Genomic DNA, 14,777 nt, shown 5'->3' on the forward strand with positions numbered 1-14,777 from the left:
CCGAGGAGCGGCTCCGCGGCTTCGCGGAGCCGCTCCTCGCGGCGTACGGCCTGCTCAACGACGCTTCGGGGCGCCGCCGTGGGCTACTTCAGGGTGCCCGCAGTGAGTCCGGCCTGGACCTGGCGCTGGAAGGACAGGTACACCACCAGCACCGGCAGCATCGCGATCACCATGCCGGCGAACAGCGCCGGGTAGTCGCCCGAGTACCCCTGCGACAGCGCGAGGTTCACCAGGCCCTGGGCCAGCATGGAGTGGTCCTTGTCGGTACTGGTCTGCGGCTGCATCAGCGTGACCGGCAGGATGTACTGATTCCACTGCCCGAGCACGTTGAAGATGCCGACGCTCAGCAGGCCCGGCTTGGCCATCGGCACCATCACCTGGAAGAACGTCCGGGTGTGCGAGGCGCCGTCGAGCACCGCCGCCTCATGGATGGCCGTTGGCAGCGTCTTGAAGAACGAGTGCATGAAGAACGTCGTGAACGGCAGCGAGTAGGCGACGTACACCAGGATCAGACCCTGGTACGTGTTCAGCATGCCGAGGTTCTTCACCATGAAGAACAGCGGGACCAGCGCGAGGAAGTACGGGAACATCGCGCCGCCGACGAACAGGAAGTAGATGAACCTGTTGCCGGGGAACTCGTACCGGGCCAGCACGTAGGCGACCATCGAGCCGAAGAGCATGGTCAGCGGCACCGAGAACACCATCACGATCACGGTGTTCAGGAAGAAGTCGCCGATGCCCTTGTCCCAGGCGCGGCCGAACGCGCCGAAGGTGAAGTGCGAGGGCCAGGACCACGCGCTGGAGCCGATCTCGCTGTTGTTCTTGAACGAGCTGAGGATGATCCATGCCAGTGGCAGGATGATCATGATCGCCCAGACCGCAAGGAAGCCGTGCGAGAAGACGTTGAGCACCCGGCCGCCGGCTCCGTCGTAGCCGGCCTCCTCCGCTCCCTTGCCCTTGCGCTTCTTGCCGGGCCCGCCCTGAGCGGGTACCTGGCCCAGCAGTCCGCCGGACTGCGCCTCGGTGATGGGTGAGGTCATGGTGCTTCCCCGCTCAGAACTCGATGCGGTCACGGCGGGAGACCCGCAGCGTGACAGCGGAAACGATCAAGGTCACCAGCATGATGATCACGCCCTGTGCGCAGGCGTAACCGCTCTTGCCGAAGGACAGGAAGTTGCGCATCAGGTAGGTCGCCATGACCTCGCTGTGGTGGTCGGGACCACCGCCGTAGCCGGTTCCGGGGGTCAGTCCGGAGACCAGGGCGAAGAAGTCCATCGCGAAGATCGAGATGTACACCCACGAGGTCTGCACGCTGTCCCACAGCAGCGGGAGGGTGACCTTGAAGAAGGTCTGCGAGCGGCCCGCGCCGTCGAGCAGCGCGGCCTCGTAGATGTCCTTGGGGATGGACTGCATCGCCGCGGAGAACAGCACGAGGTAGAAGCCGACGCCCGCCCAGACCTGGATCGCCAGCAGGCACCAGAGCACGAGGTTGGGGTCGTTCAGCCACTCGATGGGGTTGTTGGCGTCCTCCAGGTGCAGCTTCACCAGGACGCCGTTGAGCAGACCGGCCGAGTCACTGCGGTAGACCGCGCCGAACAGCACGATCAGGATCGCGACCGACAGGACCTGCGGGAAGAAGTAGACGACCTTGTAGATCCCGGCGCCGCGGACGCCCTGAACACCGCCCGCCGTGCTGCGACCGCCCACGTTCACCATGAAGGCGAAGAACAGCGCCAGCAGGATGGTGATCACCGGCAGGAAGATCAGCAGCAGGATGTTGTGCCACAACGCGGTCCTGAAGACGGAGTCGTGGAACAGGGTCGTGTAGTTGTCCAGGCCCACGAAGTTGAAGGTCTGGGACTCGCCCTTCCAGTCCGTGAGCGAGTAGCCGATCGTCTGGAGATACGGCCAGATCACGAACGTCACATACAGGACGATCGGGACGATGAGGAAGCCCACAATGAAGGGGTATTTGCGATGCTGCATGGATCCTGCTCCTGATCGAGGGGCTATGCCGGTGCGGGGGCCGGACGGATTCCGGCCCCCGCACCGCACGACGTCGCTGGGTCAGGCCTTCTTGGCCTTGGCCGCGAGCGCCTTGGCCTTCGAGATCCACTGGGCGGGGGTGAGGCGCTTGGCCATCAGCTCACCGCTCAGGTTCTGCAGGGCGACATCGAACTCGCTGTTGGTGTTCGGGTAGTTGTAGTTGAACGTGTTCGCACCGGCAGCGGTCAGCGCGGTCACGGTCGACGCGGTACCCGGACGGAGCTGGACGTCGGAGCCGACGCCGTCCTTGAGGACGGTGAGGGAGTTGGCGGCGGCGGCGAACTTGCCGGAGCCCTCCTTCGTCAGCATCATGCGCAGGAACTCCAGGCCGCCGGCCTTGTTCTTGGCCTTCTCCGGGACGATGAACGGCTCGCCCGCGCCCGCCCGGATCGCCTCGAAGGGCAGCTTGTCACCCGTGAGCGACGGCATCGGCATGAACTTCATGTCGAAGTCGCTCGGAGTGGCCTTCATCTGCTCGTTCTCCAGCCAGGAGCCGCACGGGATGAAGGCGGCCTTGTACTGGTTCCACGCGGTCTGCGACTCGATGTGGGTCAGACCGTTGGTGCCGGGCAGCAGGTAGTTCTTGTCCACGATCTCGTAGACCGCCTCGATGCCCGCCTTGACGGCCGGGTCGTCCCAGGCCGTCGGGTCCATCGTGTCGATGCGCTTCTGGAGCTCCAGGCCGCCGTTCTTGGCGATGAGGTCCATGATCGCGACGTTGATGTAGTACGGGTACTTGCCCTGGTGACAGAAGGGCGCGATCTTCTCCTTCTTGATCTCCGCGGAAAGGGACATGAAGTCGGCCCACGTCTTGGGCTCGGTCCAGCCCTTGTCCTTGAACAGCTTGCCCGAGTACCACAGGCCGAACACGGTGTAGATGTAGCTCAGCGAGTACATCTTGCCGTCGAGCGTGCCGGTCTCGATCGTGCCGGGCTGGAGCACGTCGCGGATCTTCTTGCTCGGGTCGTCGATGTAGGGCGCGTCGAGCAGCGGGGTGAGGTCCGCGAGCTGACCGCTCTTCTGCAGGACGTCCAGCTTGATCTGCTGGGCGCCCGAGTCGTCGATGACGTCCGGCGGGCTGCCGGCGTTGAAGCGCGGCTGGAGCTTGCCGGCGATGTCCTGCGTGGGCAGAACGCTGGACTTGGAGCCCGGGTGCTTGGACTCGTACAGCTTGCCGAGCGCGGTGGCGTAGTCGTGGCCGTAACCACCGTCGAAGATGACGATGTCGAGGGCCGTGGAGTCGTTCACGCCGAAGGGGTTGTCCTTCGAGGCCGCAGTCGCGCTCTTGGTGGGCTTGTCGCTACTGCTGTCACCGCCGCTGGACGCGCAGGCGCTCAGCAGACCGGCCGACGGAATGGCTACGAGGCCAAGCGCCGCGGAACGCTTGACCAGATCCCGGCGGTTCATTTCGGATCCCATGCTCAAGTCCTCGCTCTCATCAGGACTCATGCGGTGCAGCGGAATCCGCCGACGACCGCGAACAGTTGAAGCTTGAGTGATGCCGTGCATCCATCGAGGAGGGGTACGTCACCGTAGGCCGCCGGGTGTTTCTGCCCGACGTTCCCCCCCGCCCCGCCCCGCTGTGAGCGGGTTCCTTGGACGCCGACAGGTATAGTCCACTTGCAGTCGGCAGGGCAAGATCGAATGAGGGTTTGGGCGGCAAGCTTTCCCGAGTTGAGACCTCCGCGAAACGTGGGATGTCTCACCGATCCCGAGCGCGCCGGATCTTGTATTCACTAGTCAACACCACTGTCACGGAAGTGCGTTCAAGTAGTGAAGGCCGAGCCGGGCCGAGCCGGTCTGCATGTACGGACATAAGCGGACGGGCCGCACTCCCCTGAGGGGAACGCGGCCCGCCTGCGGTTTCTTCTACGTATCCGCCGTAGCGGAACGTCACTTGATCGTTACTTGCGGATCAGCGACCGCAACACGTACTGCATGATGCCGCCGTTGCGGTAGTAGTCGGCCTCTCCGGGGGTGTCGATCCGGACAACGGCGTCGAACTCCACGCCGGTGTCGGTGGTGACCTTCACCGTGCGCGGGGTCGTGCCGTCGTTCAGCTCGGTCACGCCGGAGATGGCGAACGTCTCCTCGCCCGTGAGCCCCAGGGAGGCCGCGGAGGCGCCCTCGGGGTACTGGAGCGGCAGCACGCCCATGCCGATCAGGTTGGAGCGGTGGATGCGCTCGTAGGACTCCGCGACGACCGCCTTGACGCCGAGCAGCGCGGTGCCCTTGGCCGCCCAGTCGCGGGACGAGCCGGAGCCGTACTCCTTGCCCGCCAGGACGACCAGCGGCACGCCCTGCTCGATGTAGTTGCGCGAGGCGTCGTAGATGAAGGCGACCGGGCCGTCCGCCTGGGTGAAGTCGCGGGTGTAGCCGCCCTCGGTGCCCGGCGCGATCTGGTTGCGCAGCCGGATGTTGGCGAAGGTGCCGCGGATCATGACCTCGTGGTTGCCGCGGCGCGAGCCGTAGCTGTTGAAGTCGCGGCGGTCGACGCCGTGTCCGGTGAGGTACTTGCCCGCCGGGGTGTCGGCCTTGATCGCGCCGGCCGGGGAGATGTGGTCGGTGGTGACCGAGTCGCCGAGCTTGGCCAGGACGCGGGCGCCCTCGATGTCGGTGACCGGGGTGGTCTCCATCGTCATGCCCTCGAAGTACGGGGGCTTGCGGACGTAGGTGGACTGCGGGTCCCACTCGAAGGTGTCGCCGGTCGGGATCGACAGCGCCTGCCACTGCGCGTCGCCCGCGAAGACGTCGCGGTAGGACTCGTTGAACATGTCCTGGCCGATCGCGGACGCGACCACGTCGTTGACCTCGGCCTCGGTCGGCCAGATGTCCTGGAGGCGGACCGGCTTGCCGTCGGTGTCGGTGCCGAGGACGTCCTCGGTGATGTTCACCTTCATCGAGCCCGCGATGGCGTACGCGACGACCAGCGGCGGCGACGCCAGGTAGTTCATCTTAACGTCCGGGTTGATCCGGCCCTCGAAGTTGCGGTTGCCCGAGAGCACCGCGGCGACCGCGAGGTCCGCCTCGTTGACCGCCTTGGAGACCTCCTCGGGCAGCGGGCCCGAGTTGCCGATGCAGGTGGTGCAGCCGTAACCGACCAGGTTGAAGCCGAGCTTGTCCAGGTACGGGGTCAGGCCCGCCTTGTCGAAGTAGTCCGTGACGACCTTGGAGCCGGGCGCCAGCGTCGTCTTCACCCACGGCTTGCGGGTCAGACCGCGCTCGACCGCCTTCTTGGCGACCAGGGCGGCGGCGACCATCACGTACGGGTTCGAGGTGTTGGTGCACGAGGTGATCGCGGCGACGGTGACGGCGCCGTGGTCGATCTCGTACGTGCTGCCGTCGGGGGCGGTCACCACGGTCGGCTTGGTCGGCACGCCGTTGTGGGTGGCCGGGGAGTCGGAGGCCGGGAAGGACTCCTTGCCCGCCTCCTCGTCGTCGGTCACGTAGTTGCGCACGTCACGGGCGAACTGCTGGGAGGCGTTCGCCAGGACGATACGGTCCTGCGGGCGCTTGGGCCCGGCGATCGACGGGACGACCGTGGCGAGGTCCAGCTCCAGCTTCTCGGAGAAGTCCGGCTCGGCGGCCGGGTCCAGCCACAGGCCCTGCTCCTTGGCGTACGCCTCGACCAGCGCGACCTGCTGCGCGTCCCGGCCGGTCAGCCGCAGGTACTTCAGCGTCTCCTCGTCGATCGGGAAGATCGCCGCGGTGGAGCCGAACTCCGGCGACATGTTGCCGATGGTGGCGCGGTTGGCCAGCGACGTGGCGCCGACGCCCTCGCCGTAGAACTCCACGAACTTGCCGACCACGCCGTGCTTGCGCAGCATCTCGGTGATGGTCAGCACCAGGTCGGTGGCGGTGGTGCCGGTGGGCAGCTCGCCGGTCAGCTTGAAGCCGACGACCCGCGGGATCAGCATCGACACCGGCTGACCGAGCATCGCGGCCTCGGCTTCGATGCCGCCGACGCCCCAGCCGAGCACGCCGAGGCCGTTGACCATGGTGGTGTGCGAGTCGGTGCCGACCAGGGTGTCCGGGTACGCCTGGCCGCCGCGGACCATGACCGTACGGGCCAGGTGCTCGATGTTCACCTGGTGAACGATGCCGGTGCCGGGCGGGACGACCTTGAACTCGTCGAACGCGGTCTGGCCCCAGCGCAGGAACTGGTAGCGCTCCTTGTTGCGGCCGTACTCCAGCTCCACGTTCTGCGCGAAGGAGTCGGCGGTGCCGAAGCGGTCGGCGATCACCGAGTGGTCGATGACCAGCTCGGCCGGGGCGAGCGGGTTGATCCGGGCGGCGTCGCCGCCGAGCTCCTTGACGGCCTCGCGCATGGTGGCCAGGTCCACGACGCAGGGCACACCCGTGAAGTCCTGCATGATCACGCGGGCCGGCGTGAACTGGATCTCCTGGCTCGGCTGGGCCTGGGAGTCCCAGCCGCCCAGCGCCCGGATGTGGTCGGCGGTGATGTTCGCGCCGTCCTCGGTACGCAGCAGGTTCTCCAGCAGCACCTTCAGGCTGTACGGCAGCCGGGCCGCGCCCGCCACCTTGTCCAGCCGGAAGATCTCGTACGACTCGTCGCCCACGCGCAGCGTGCTGCGGGCGTCGAAGCTGTTCGCCGACACGACAGTCTCCTTCATGCGTCGTCTTGCGTCATTGCGCGCGTACCACCGCGGTCCCCCGCCCGGCCGCATGTCGGTGACATGCCCGCCGGCCGGTCCGCTAAGGTGGGCTCTAGTTAGGTAACCCTTACCTCGTGCGGTGCGGTCGTCGTACGCCTCAGCAGATATCTCGATGTCGAGATAACTCTAGTACATGACCGCCGCTGGGTCATGCCCGGCCCGCCGGGGACGGCGGCGTGGCGCGCGCCGGGTCGGACGGGCGGGCGGGTCGGACGGGGCGCGCCATGCGGCGGGTCGGACGCGGGACAGGGCGCGGGGCCTCGCGCGGGGGTGTGCCCGCTTGACGGGTGCCGGGACAATGTCCTCATGCGGTACGCGACGGAGGACGAGGGCGCGAGGGTCGCGGAGGTCCTGGCCGAGGCGGCGCGGCGGATGGCCGCGCTGCGCGGGGCGCCGCCTTTCCGGGTGTTCGCGGCGACCGGTCCCGCGCCGGAACCGGCGTGGTTCGCCGAGGGCCACAGGAGAGACGACGTATGGCAGCGGATCACCGTGCGGCACGGACGGTCGGGGCAGGACGAGGCGGCGCTCTGGGTGACCAGCGCGGTACGTGACGCCGCGCCGGTGAGCCTGGCCGAGTCGCTGCGGCTGGAGCGGGACGGGTACCCGCGGGCGGACGAGGACCCCTCGGCGCGGGAGGCCGGGGCGGGCCGTATGTCGCGGGCGGAGGTCGTCGTGGGCGGTGCGCCGCGGGCGGCCGATGTGCTGACGGAGGGGACGTGGTGGGCGGCGCGGATCGAGGCGGCGACGGATACCGATACGGATGCGGACGCGGATGCGGAATCCGTCACGGTCACCGTCGTCGGGCACCAAGTGCCCATCGGACAGGTCCGGTTGGCGACCGTGACCGACCTCGGCCCGTATCTCGACGCCAGGGAAGCGGAGTTGGCGCGGCGACGCGCCTGACCCGCGGGACCCGTCGTACGGCCGACGGGGAGATCCACAACGGCAACGGGACGTGATACCAAGGTGGGTGACGCAACGTCACACACTCGGGGGTCTACGGGTCATGCAGCATGGTGGGGTCGAACTGACCGCGTATCTGGTCAACGAGTCGCGGGCGCGCAAGCCCGGTCTCGCCGAGGATCCCTTGGCGGGCGCGTGGATTCCGGACGGTGACCGGCCCGCGGTGCGGGAGTTGTGGCGGGAGTTCGCCGACGAGGTGTACCCGCACGACGACCTGGTGGTGTCGCTGCGCGGACGCTACATCGCGGACACCCTCGCGCGGGCGCTGCGCGCCGACCCGGACACGGTGCTCGTGGTGTGCGGGGCCGGTTTCTCCTCGTATCCCTGGCTGCTGCCGTTCCCCGCGGCGCTGGAGGTGGACCTGCCGGAGATGGCGGCGGCCAAGCGGCGGCGGGCGGCGGAGCTGACGGCGTCCGGTGTCGCGCCGGAGCGCGAGGTGCGGCATCTCGCGGCCGATCTGAACAGCGCGGAGGGCCGCGCCGAAGTGACCGCCGCCGCGCGAGAGTTGGCGGCCGGTCGGCCGATCGCGTACGTCGCGGAGGGCGTCGTCTTCTATCTGCCGGGGGACGCGGCACGGTCGGTGGTGACGCTGGGCGCCGGTTTCGGTACGACGGCGGTGACCGCCGTCAGCTACTGGCCCGCGGCGGCGGCGGGCTGCCGCGTCCTGGCCGAGCAGCGCGACTGGTTCCTGCGCAGGTCGGTGCCCGCGGACGCGAGCCATCTCACCCACGACGAGCTGGAGTCGCTGCTGGGCACGGCGATCGAGGACCGGGGCCCCGAGGATCTGCAACGCCGTTATCTGGGCGGGGTGTCGGTGAGCGAGTCCGACCTGATCCCGGAGTACGTGGCGGTCTCCTGGACCCCCGGCTCCGGCACCGGCCGCGCGGGCGCGGCGGCATGAGCGGCGGCGCGAGCGAGGTGTTGCACCTCCAGAGCCGGGCGTATCCGCTCCACCACCGCTCCCCCGTCAGCTCGTTGGAGCTGGTCGCGGTGCCGGGCCACGGTGAGTTACGGCCGGTAGTCGGGGGCCTGCGGTCGCTGGCGTACAACCCGGACACCACCATCGAGATGGACCTGACCGGCATGGTCGGACCGGCTATCAGCCTGCCGGGCACGGAGATCGTGGCCTGCCACGCGCGCATCCTGACCGCGGGCACGGTGCTCGTGGTCTACGCGCTGCGGCACGAGGCCGATCTGCGGCGGATGGCGCTGCACGACCTCGACGCGCTCGACGCGACCGTCAACCAGGCCCTGCGGGAGGCGGACGCACCGATCCTGACGGCGGTGCTGGCCGCGGCCGTCGCCAGTGGTCTAGTCCAGGGGATCGCGCTGCGGCCCGATCTCGCGCTGGCCGGGACGGGTTCGCCGATCGACCGTCAATCGGCGCGCTACAACTGCCACTTCGTGACGCGGGACCCGCCGTGGGCGGCCGACGCCCGGGTCCCCGCGCTGATATCGGGCCCCGACTGCCGGATCCTGCTGCCGTACACGTACGCCTGGGACCGCGATCCGGCGACGCCGCTGCACGATCTGCTGACCATGACCGAGCCCACGGACATCGCGGTGGCGCAGCAGTCACTGCTGGTGGGCGCGCTCGTCGCCGGGAGGTGGGTGCTGGCCGACCTGGCGCACGGCCACCCCGAGACCGCCGATGTGCACGCCTTCCGGCGGTTCCTCGACGGTCTGTGGGCCGACTTCCACCATCTCGACGGCTACCGGATCGAGTCGACGCAGGCGCACCGGGCCAGTTATCTCTCCGCGCGTCAGGTGATCGGGCTCGACGACACCCAGGAGCGCGCCGACAAGCTCCTCGGTTACGTCAGCAACTCCCTGCTGGCCGCGTCCTCGCAGCGCGCGGAGGCGCTGGACGCCCGGCTGAACCGTGTCGCGGCGGCGCTGACGGTGGTGAGCGCCGCGTCCTTCGGCCTCGACATCGCCGTGTTCGTCCTGCCGCAGGTCTCCCTGGCCACCAAGCTCGGCGTCATCACCGGGCTGCTCGGCATGGGAGTGTGCTGCCTGCTGGCCGTGGTCCTGCCGCGTACGCCGCGGCGGGTGGCACGCCGCGGCGTTCCGGCGCCGCGGGGCGCGGCCGACGACGAGCGGATCTTCGTACCGCACGGGCGGTAGCGGGCAGCGTCCGCGCTACGTCGGCGTGGCCGGTGCCGGGACCTTCGGGAGCTCCACCCAGTAGCCGTAAACGCACACATACGTCTTGCCGCCGTGGACCCCCTGGTCGCTGTCGACGCACGGCGCGGACGGGTCGACCGTCGGCCAGACCAGCTTGTAGTGGCCGCACACGCGATACGGGTGTCCGGGGGTCGGGCACGTGCGCGCGTTCCCGCTCACGCTGGGCGTCACCGCGGTCGCGCCCGCGCGGGCCGGCGGCGCCGTGAGGGCGAACGTCGAGCCGGCCGAGGGCGATCCCGTACCCCGCGTGGCCGCGGCGCCCGTCGTCTCCGCCCAGGTCGGGGGTGTCCGGGAGGGACCGCTCGGCGACCAGCCGAAGGGCAGCTTCGGCTGGTCCTGCGAGGGGCCCGCGCCGCCGCCGCACCCGGCGAGCGCTCCGGCCAGGGCGAGTACGGCGACGGCCAGTCCCGCACCGGCCGCGCGGTGCGCGGGCCGGGGCCGCGTGGGCCGTGGGGAACGCAGGGGCGTGAGCATGATCGGAAGTGTGCCGTACGCCCGCGGCGGCGCGTGGCCGGGGCGTGCGCATCGGGTCGCGGGGGCCGGGGCGGCGCGGTCGGGTTGTGGGGCCGGGTTTCGCGGCCGGGCAGCGCTCCGGGTTGCGCGGCCGGGCAGCGCTCCGGGTTGCGCGTCCGGGTTGCGCGGCCGTCACCCGCGAGTACGGTGATGGCGGTCGCGGGTGCGGGCACGGGCGGTACGCGCTGGCGTACGCCGGATGGCACGCGACCGGAGTGGGGTCCGTCACGGACGGCCGATCTGCGGTTGCCGCATCTCATATGTGAGATAGCCTCGGCGATATGACCGACGACTACCTCGTACGTATCGGCAGGCTCATCCGGGACGCCAGGCAGCACAGGGGCTGGACACAGTCCCAGCTCGCCGAGGCTCTCGGGACCAGCCAGAGCGCAGTCAACCGTATCGAGCGCGGCAACCAGAACATCAGTCTTGAGATGATCGCCCGCATCGGCGAGGCGCTGGACAGCGAGATCGTCTCCCTCGGCTACGCGGGCCCCATGCATCTGCGGGTGGTCGGCGGGCGTCGCCTGTCCGGCGCCATAGACGTCAAGACGAGCAAGAACGCCTGCGTGGCCCTGTTGTGCGCGACCCTGCTGAACGCCGGGCGCACCACGCTGCGCCGGGTGGCCAGGATCGAGGAGGTCTACCGGATCCTGGAGGTGCTGGGCAGCATCGGCGTCCGCGCCCGCTGGATCAACGACGGCAACGACCTGGAGATCGTGCCGCCCGCCAGCCTCGACCTGGACTCGATGGACACCGAGGCCGCGCGGCGCACCCGCAGTGTGATCATGTTCCTCGGGCCGCTGCTGCACCGCACCGACCGCTTCCGCATCCCGTACGCGGGCGGCTGCGACCTCGGCACCCGTACGGTCCAGCCGCACATGAACGCGCTGCGCCACTTCGGCCTGGACATCACCGCGACGGACGGCACGTACCACGCGGAGGTCGACCGGAGCGTCACCCCGACCCGGCCGATCGTGCTGACCGAGCGCGGCGACACGGTGACCGAGAACGCGCTGCTGGCCGCCGCCCGGCACGACGGCGTCACCGTCATCCGCAACGCCAGCTCCAACTACATGGTCCAGGACCTCTGCTTCTTCCTGGAGGAGCTGGGCGTCCGCGTCGACGGCATCGGTACGACGACGCTCACCGTGCACGGCGTCTCCTCGATCGACCGCGACGTGGACTACGCGCCGTCCGAGGACCCGGTCGAGGCGATGAGCCTGCTGGCCGCGGCCGTCGTCACCGAGTCCGAGCTGACGATCCGGCGGGTGCCGATCGAGTTCATGGAGATCGAGCTGGCCGTGCTGGAGGAGATGGGGCTCGACCACGAGCTGACTCCCGAGTACCGCGCCGACAACGGCCGCACCCGGCTGGTGGACCTCACCGTCCGCCCGTCCAAGCTGCGCTCCCCCATCGACAAGATCCACCCGATGCCGTTCCCCGGGCTCAACATCGACAACGTCCCCTTCTTCGCGGCCATCGCCGCCACCGCCCAGGGCTCGACTCTCATCCACGACTGGGTCTACGACAACCGCGCCATCTACCTCACCGAGCTGACCCGCCTCGGCGCGGCCGTCAAACTTCTCGACCCGCACCGCGTCCTGGTTGAGGGCCCCACCCGCTGGCGCGCCGCCGAGATGATGTGTCCGCCGGCCCTGCGCCCCGCCGTCGTCGTCCTGCTCGCCATGATGGCCGCCGAAGGCACCTCCGTCCTCCGCAACGTCTACGTCATCAACCGCGGCTACGAAGACCTCGCCGAGCGCCTCAACTCCATCGGCGCCCAGATCGAGATCTTCCGCGACATCTGACACGCGAATGCCACCGCGCCCCGTCTGACCTGCTGTTGAGCGGGTCGGGGCGGGGTGCGGCGGCAGCTCAGGGACTACTCAGGGACTTTGCGCCCACAGCGGCCGTCAGGCCACGCTCGTCAGGCCCAACTCACCGTCTGCTTTGCGCAAAGATCGTGTCGATCGCGGCGCTGCCCCGTGCACCGGCGCGGGGCAGGAAGTCCGTTCCGCTGTCCCGTTCCCCTGGGCCTCACCTGGGCGCGGGCGCAGGTCCGGGTGACGGTGTGCCACCAGCGTTCAGGCACACCGGAGTTCGAGCACGGGCATGGTCCGCTGAGGGCGCGCTGCCGGTGTAGCGTCGGAGCCAGCTGTCTTGGTTCCGAAGTACCGGTCGCCCGTGAGATGCGCACGGGCGATTGTGCTGTTCAGAGTCTCTGAGGGCCACGGCGATCACCTACGGTCCCCGCACGGTGCGGGAACCGAACTCGAGTCCCCCTTGGAGGGCAAAATGGCCAGCGGAACCGTCAAGTGGTTCAACTCGGAGAAGGGCTTCGGCTTCATCGAGCAGGACGGCGGGGGCCCCGACGTCTTCGCCCACTACTCCAACATCGCCAGCTCCGGCTTCCGTGAGCTGCAGGAAGGCCAGAAGGTGAACTTCGACGTCACCCAGGGCCAGAAGGGCCCCCAGGCGGAGAACATCACCCCCGCCTAGCATGCCTGAAGGGGCCTTCCCCGGACAGGTGCCGCGTTCGCCGGCCGCAGGACCGGGTCAAGGTGGAGGCGCCCGCAGGCGAAGCCGAGGACGAACGACCTTGACCCGGTCCGAGGACCGGCCACCATCACGGCACCGGGGAAGGCCCCATTCCCGCGTGTCTCGACTGCCGCATCCGATGCCACCATTTTCCTACGCTGCCCGACCGTGATGCGGGCCATCGTCCAGGATGATCCAGCCACCCGCCTAAGCTCTCACGAGCTGGCAGCCTCCAGCGCCTCGCTCCCGTGGGAAGTTGACCCTGCTCATGGATCTCCTTCGCAAGGCTCTCGCCGGCGTCCTTACCAGCGTTTCCGTAATCTGGTTCGCCAACCAGGCCATCACCGGTCACGGCGCCCTGCGGATCTTCTCCATCCTCATGATCATCCTCGCCGCGGCTACGGCCGGCCTGAACTTCTACGACCGCCTACGCCCTCGGCCCAGGAAGCGGAGAGCACGCGAACAGGACGACCGCTCCTGACGCTGCTCAACTGACGTATCCGCACGCATAGCGCTTCCCTCGGCGCTCGATGCGTTGCTACTTCCGGATGGGCCGGTGTGGAGCCGCGCCGCCTGGCCCGCGCCCTCGACGGCCAGCGGACCGACCTGGAGCTGCTGTCCTGGCTGGAGGCACGCGCAGGCGAACTGCGGGCCCTGTCCTCGGGACCGTCCCCGCAGTTACGCACGCTGGTCGACGCTCACCTGGACACCGCGATCGACCTCATCGAGCAGGACAACTACCCCGCCGCTATCCACTGCAGGCTCCACACCGTGGCAGCCGACCTCGCGCACCTGGCCGGCTGGATGCGGTTCGACGCCGGACAGCACGCAGCGGCCCAACGGCACTGGCAGGCCGCCGTTCACGCTGCGCACCAGGCCGGAGACCGGGACCTGGCGGCCGTTGCCCTGGGCGACCTCGCCTACCAGGCCGCACGCCGTCTCCGCACGTTGCTCCCACCTCGGCTGCCTGGTGGCGTTCAACGCCGCCGAGACCACCTGGGAATGCCCTTGCCACGGATCCCGCTCCGACGTGGACGGCACCGTCCTGCAAGGCCCGGCCGTACGTCCGCTTGAGTCACGCACCACGGACTCCTGACCCGGGCGTATGCGGGTTCACGTCCCGCCCCGCCATGGACGTGGTGGCCGTGGGGGAGTCGGTGGCTCCGGCTGAGAAGGGCGGCCCCTTCGGTGTTCTGTGCCGAAGGCATCTCGTCGCTCACAGCGCACTCTGGTCGGGAATGGCGGACCATGAAGAGGTGGTTGCTCATCCGCTGATCACCGTCGGCCACAGCACCGCGGGTCGTGCCGAGCTGGCCGGCCTTCTGCTCGGCGCCCGGATCGCCGCCGTCGTGGACGTCCGTACCGCACCGGGCAGCCGGCGCAATTCCGACGTCGGCCGAGAACGGCTGGCGGAGTGGCTGCCCGGGTACGGGATCGGCTACCGCTGGGAGAAGGACCTCGGCGGCTTCCGCCGTCCTGCGGCCGACTCGCCCGACGTCGTGTGGCGTAATGAATCCTTCAGGGGCTACGCCGGATACACCCGCGATCCGCTCTTCCTTGCCGCGATGGACCGTTTGCTGTCGCAAGCCGCTGACCGGAGAACGGCGGTCATGTGCAGCGAGGCCGTGTGGTGGCGCTGCCACCGCCGCCTCATCGCCGACTTCGCCCTCCTGGCCCGCGGGGTCCCGGTCCTCCACCTGATGCCGGGTGGGCGGCTCACCGCGCACCGCCCGACACCCGGTGCACGACTGCGCGACGACGCTCTGCTCGTCTACGACGACACCGCCGCTTCTTCCCGCAACTGACGGACCGCGCGGCCTCCGCCACCGTCGTGCCGGGGCCGAGAAAACG

General features: G+C 69.2%; 12 protein-coding genes and 1 pseudogene. 8 read left to right on the plus strand and 5 right to left on the minus strand.

All coding sequences use genetic code 11. The features are described from left to right. Nucleotides 1-83: 83 nt before the first annotated feature. From ACFZBB_RS10575 to acnA, 4 genes are all read right to left on the minus strand, one after another. A complete protein-coding gene (locus ACFZBB_RS10575; RefSeq protein WP_188282656.1) occupies nt 84-1,040 on the minus strand; it encodes a carbohydrate ABC transporter permease in 957 nt (318 codons plus the stop codon). A gap of 13 nt (nt 1,041-1,053) precedes the next feature. Further along, entirely contained in the window at nt 1,054-1,986 is a 933-nt protein-coding gene (locus tag ACFZBB_RS10580; RefSeq protein WP_355338623.1) for a sugar ABC transporter permease, read from the minus strand. An 81-nt stretch (nt 1,987-2,067) separates the two neighbouring features. Continuing rightward, on the minus strand, nt 2,068-3,465 hold the full coding sequence (ngcE, locus tag ACFZBB_RS10585; protein ID WP_391119887.1) for an N-acetylglucosamine/diacetylchitobiose ABC transporter substrate-binding protein: 1,398 nt from the start codon (nt 3,463-3,465) through the stop codon (nt 2,068-2,070). A 485-nt stretch (nt 3,466-3,950) separates the two neighbouring features. Continuing rightward, a complete protein-coding gene (acnA, locus tag ACFZBB_RS10590) occupies nt 3,951-6,665 on the minus strand; it encodes an aconitate hydratase AcnA (protein ID WP_355338617.1) in 2,715 nt (904 codons plus the stop codon). A 363-nt stretch (nt 6,666-7,028) separates the two neighbouring features. Between acnA and ACFZBB_RS10595 the strand changes: the two genes are divergently transcribed. The 3 genes from ACFZBB_RS10595 to ACFZBB_RS10605 all read left to right on the plus strand — a co-directional run bounded on the left by ACFZBB_RS10595 (nt 7,029) and on the right by ACFZBB_RS10605 (nt 9,812). Beyond that, nucleotides 7,029-7,625: a hypothetical protein gene (locus tag ACFZBB_RS10595; RefSeq protein ID WP_391119889.1), complete on the plus strand. Its 597-nt coding sequence runs from the start codon at nt 7,029-7,031 to the stop codon at nt 7,623-7,625. Nucleotides 7,626-7,728: 103 nt separating this feature from the next. Beyond that, nucleotides 7,729-8,586, plus strand: a complete 858-nt coding sequence (locus ACFZBB_RS10600; RefSeq protein ID WP_391119891.1) for a class I SAM-dependent methyltransferase — start codon at nt 7,729-7,731, stop codon at nt 8,584-8,586. Beyond that, entirely contained in the window at nt 8,583-9,812 is a 1,230-nt protein-coding gene (locus ACFZBB_RS10605) for a hypothetical protein (RefSeq protein ID WP_391119893.1), read from the plus strand. The genes ACFZBB_RS10600 and ACFZBB_RS10605 overlap by 4 nt, the downstream gene beginning before the upstream one ends. A 15-nt stretch (nt 9,813-9,827) precedes the next feature. Here the strand turns inward: ACFZBB_RS10605 and ACFZBB_RS10610 are convergent, their stop codons facing one another. Next, nucleotides 9,828-10,346, minus strand: a complete 519-nt coding sequence (locus ACFZBB_RS10610; RefSeq protein WP_391119895.1) for a hypothetical protein — start codon at nt 10,344-10,346, stop codon at nt 9,828-9,830. A gap of 320 nt (nt 10,347-10,666) precedes the next feature. On the opposite strand from ACFZBB_RS10610, the gene ACFZBB_RS10615 reads away from it, so the two are divergent. The 5 genes and pseudogenes from ACFZBB_RS10615 to ACFZBB_RS10635 all read left to right on the plus strand — a co-directional run bounded on the left by ACFZBB_RS10615 (nt 10,667) and on the right by ACFZBB_RS10635 (nt 14,731). Continuing rightward, nucleotides 10,667-12,196 (plus strand): UDP-N-acetylglucosamine 1-carboxyvinyltransferase, encoded by a 1,530-nt coding sequence (locus ACFZBB_RS10615; protein WP_355338602.1) that lies wholly within the window; start codon nt 10,667-10,669, stop codon nt 12,194-12,196. A 487-nt stretch (nt 12,197-12,683) separates the two neighbouring features. Next, nucleotides 12,684-12,887: a cold-shock protein gene (locus ACFZBB_RS10620; protein ID WP_010982331.1), complete on the plus strand. Its 204-nt coding sequence runs from the start codon at nt 12,684-12,686 to the stop codon at nt 12,885-12,887. Nucleotides 12,888-13,182: 295 nt separating this feature from the next. Next, nucleotides 13,183-13,407 (plus strand): hypothetical protein, encoded by a 225-nt coding sequence (locus ACFZBB_RS10625; RefSeq protein WP_391119898.1) that lies wholly within the window; start codon nt 13,183-13,185, stop codon nt 13,405-13,407. 450 nt (nt 13,408-13,857) lie between these two features. Beyond that, nucleotides 13,858-14,022, plus strand: a pseudogene (locus ACFZBB_RS10630) (ubiquinol-cytochrome c reductase iron-sulfur subunit); the annotation flags it as partial. Nucleotides 14,023-14,164: 142 nt separating this feature from the next. Then, entirely contained in the window at nt 14,165-14,731 is a 567-nt protein-coding gene (locus ACFZBB_RS10635; RefSeq protein WP_391120148.1) for a DUF488 family protein, read from the plus strand. The last annotated feature ends 46 nt before the right edge of the window (nt 14,732-14,777 follow it).

The organism is Streptomyces sp. NPDC008139 (assembly GCF_042957025.1).
In the GTDB taxonomy this organism is placed as follows: Bacteria; Actinomycetota; Actinomycetes; order Streptomycetales; family Streptomycetaceae; genus Actinacidiphila.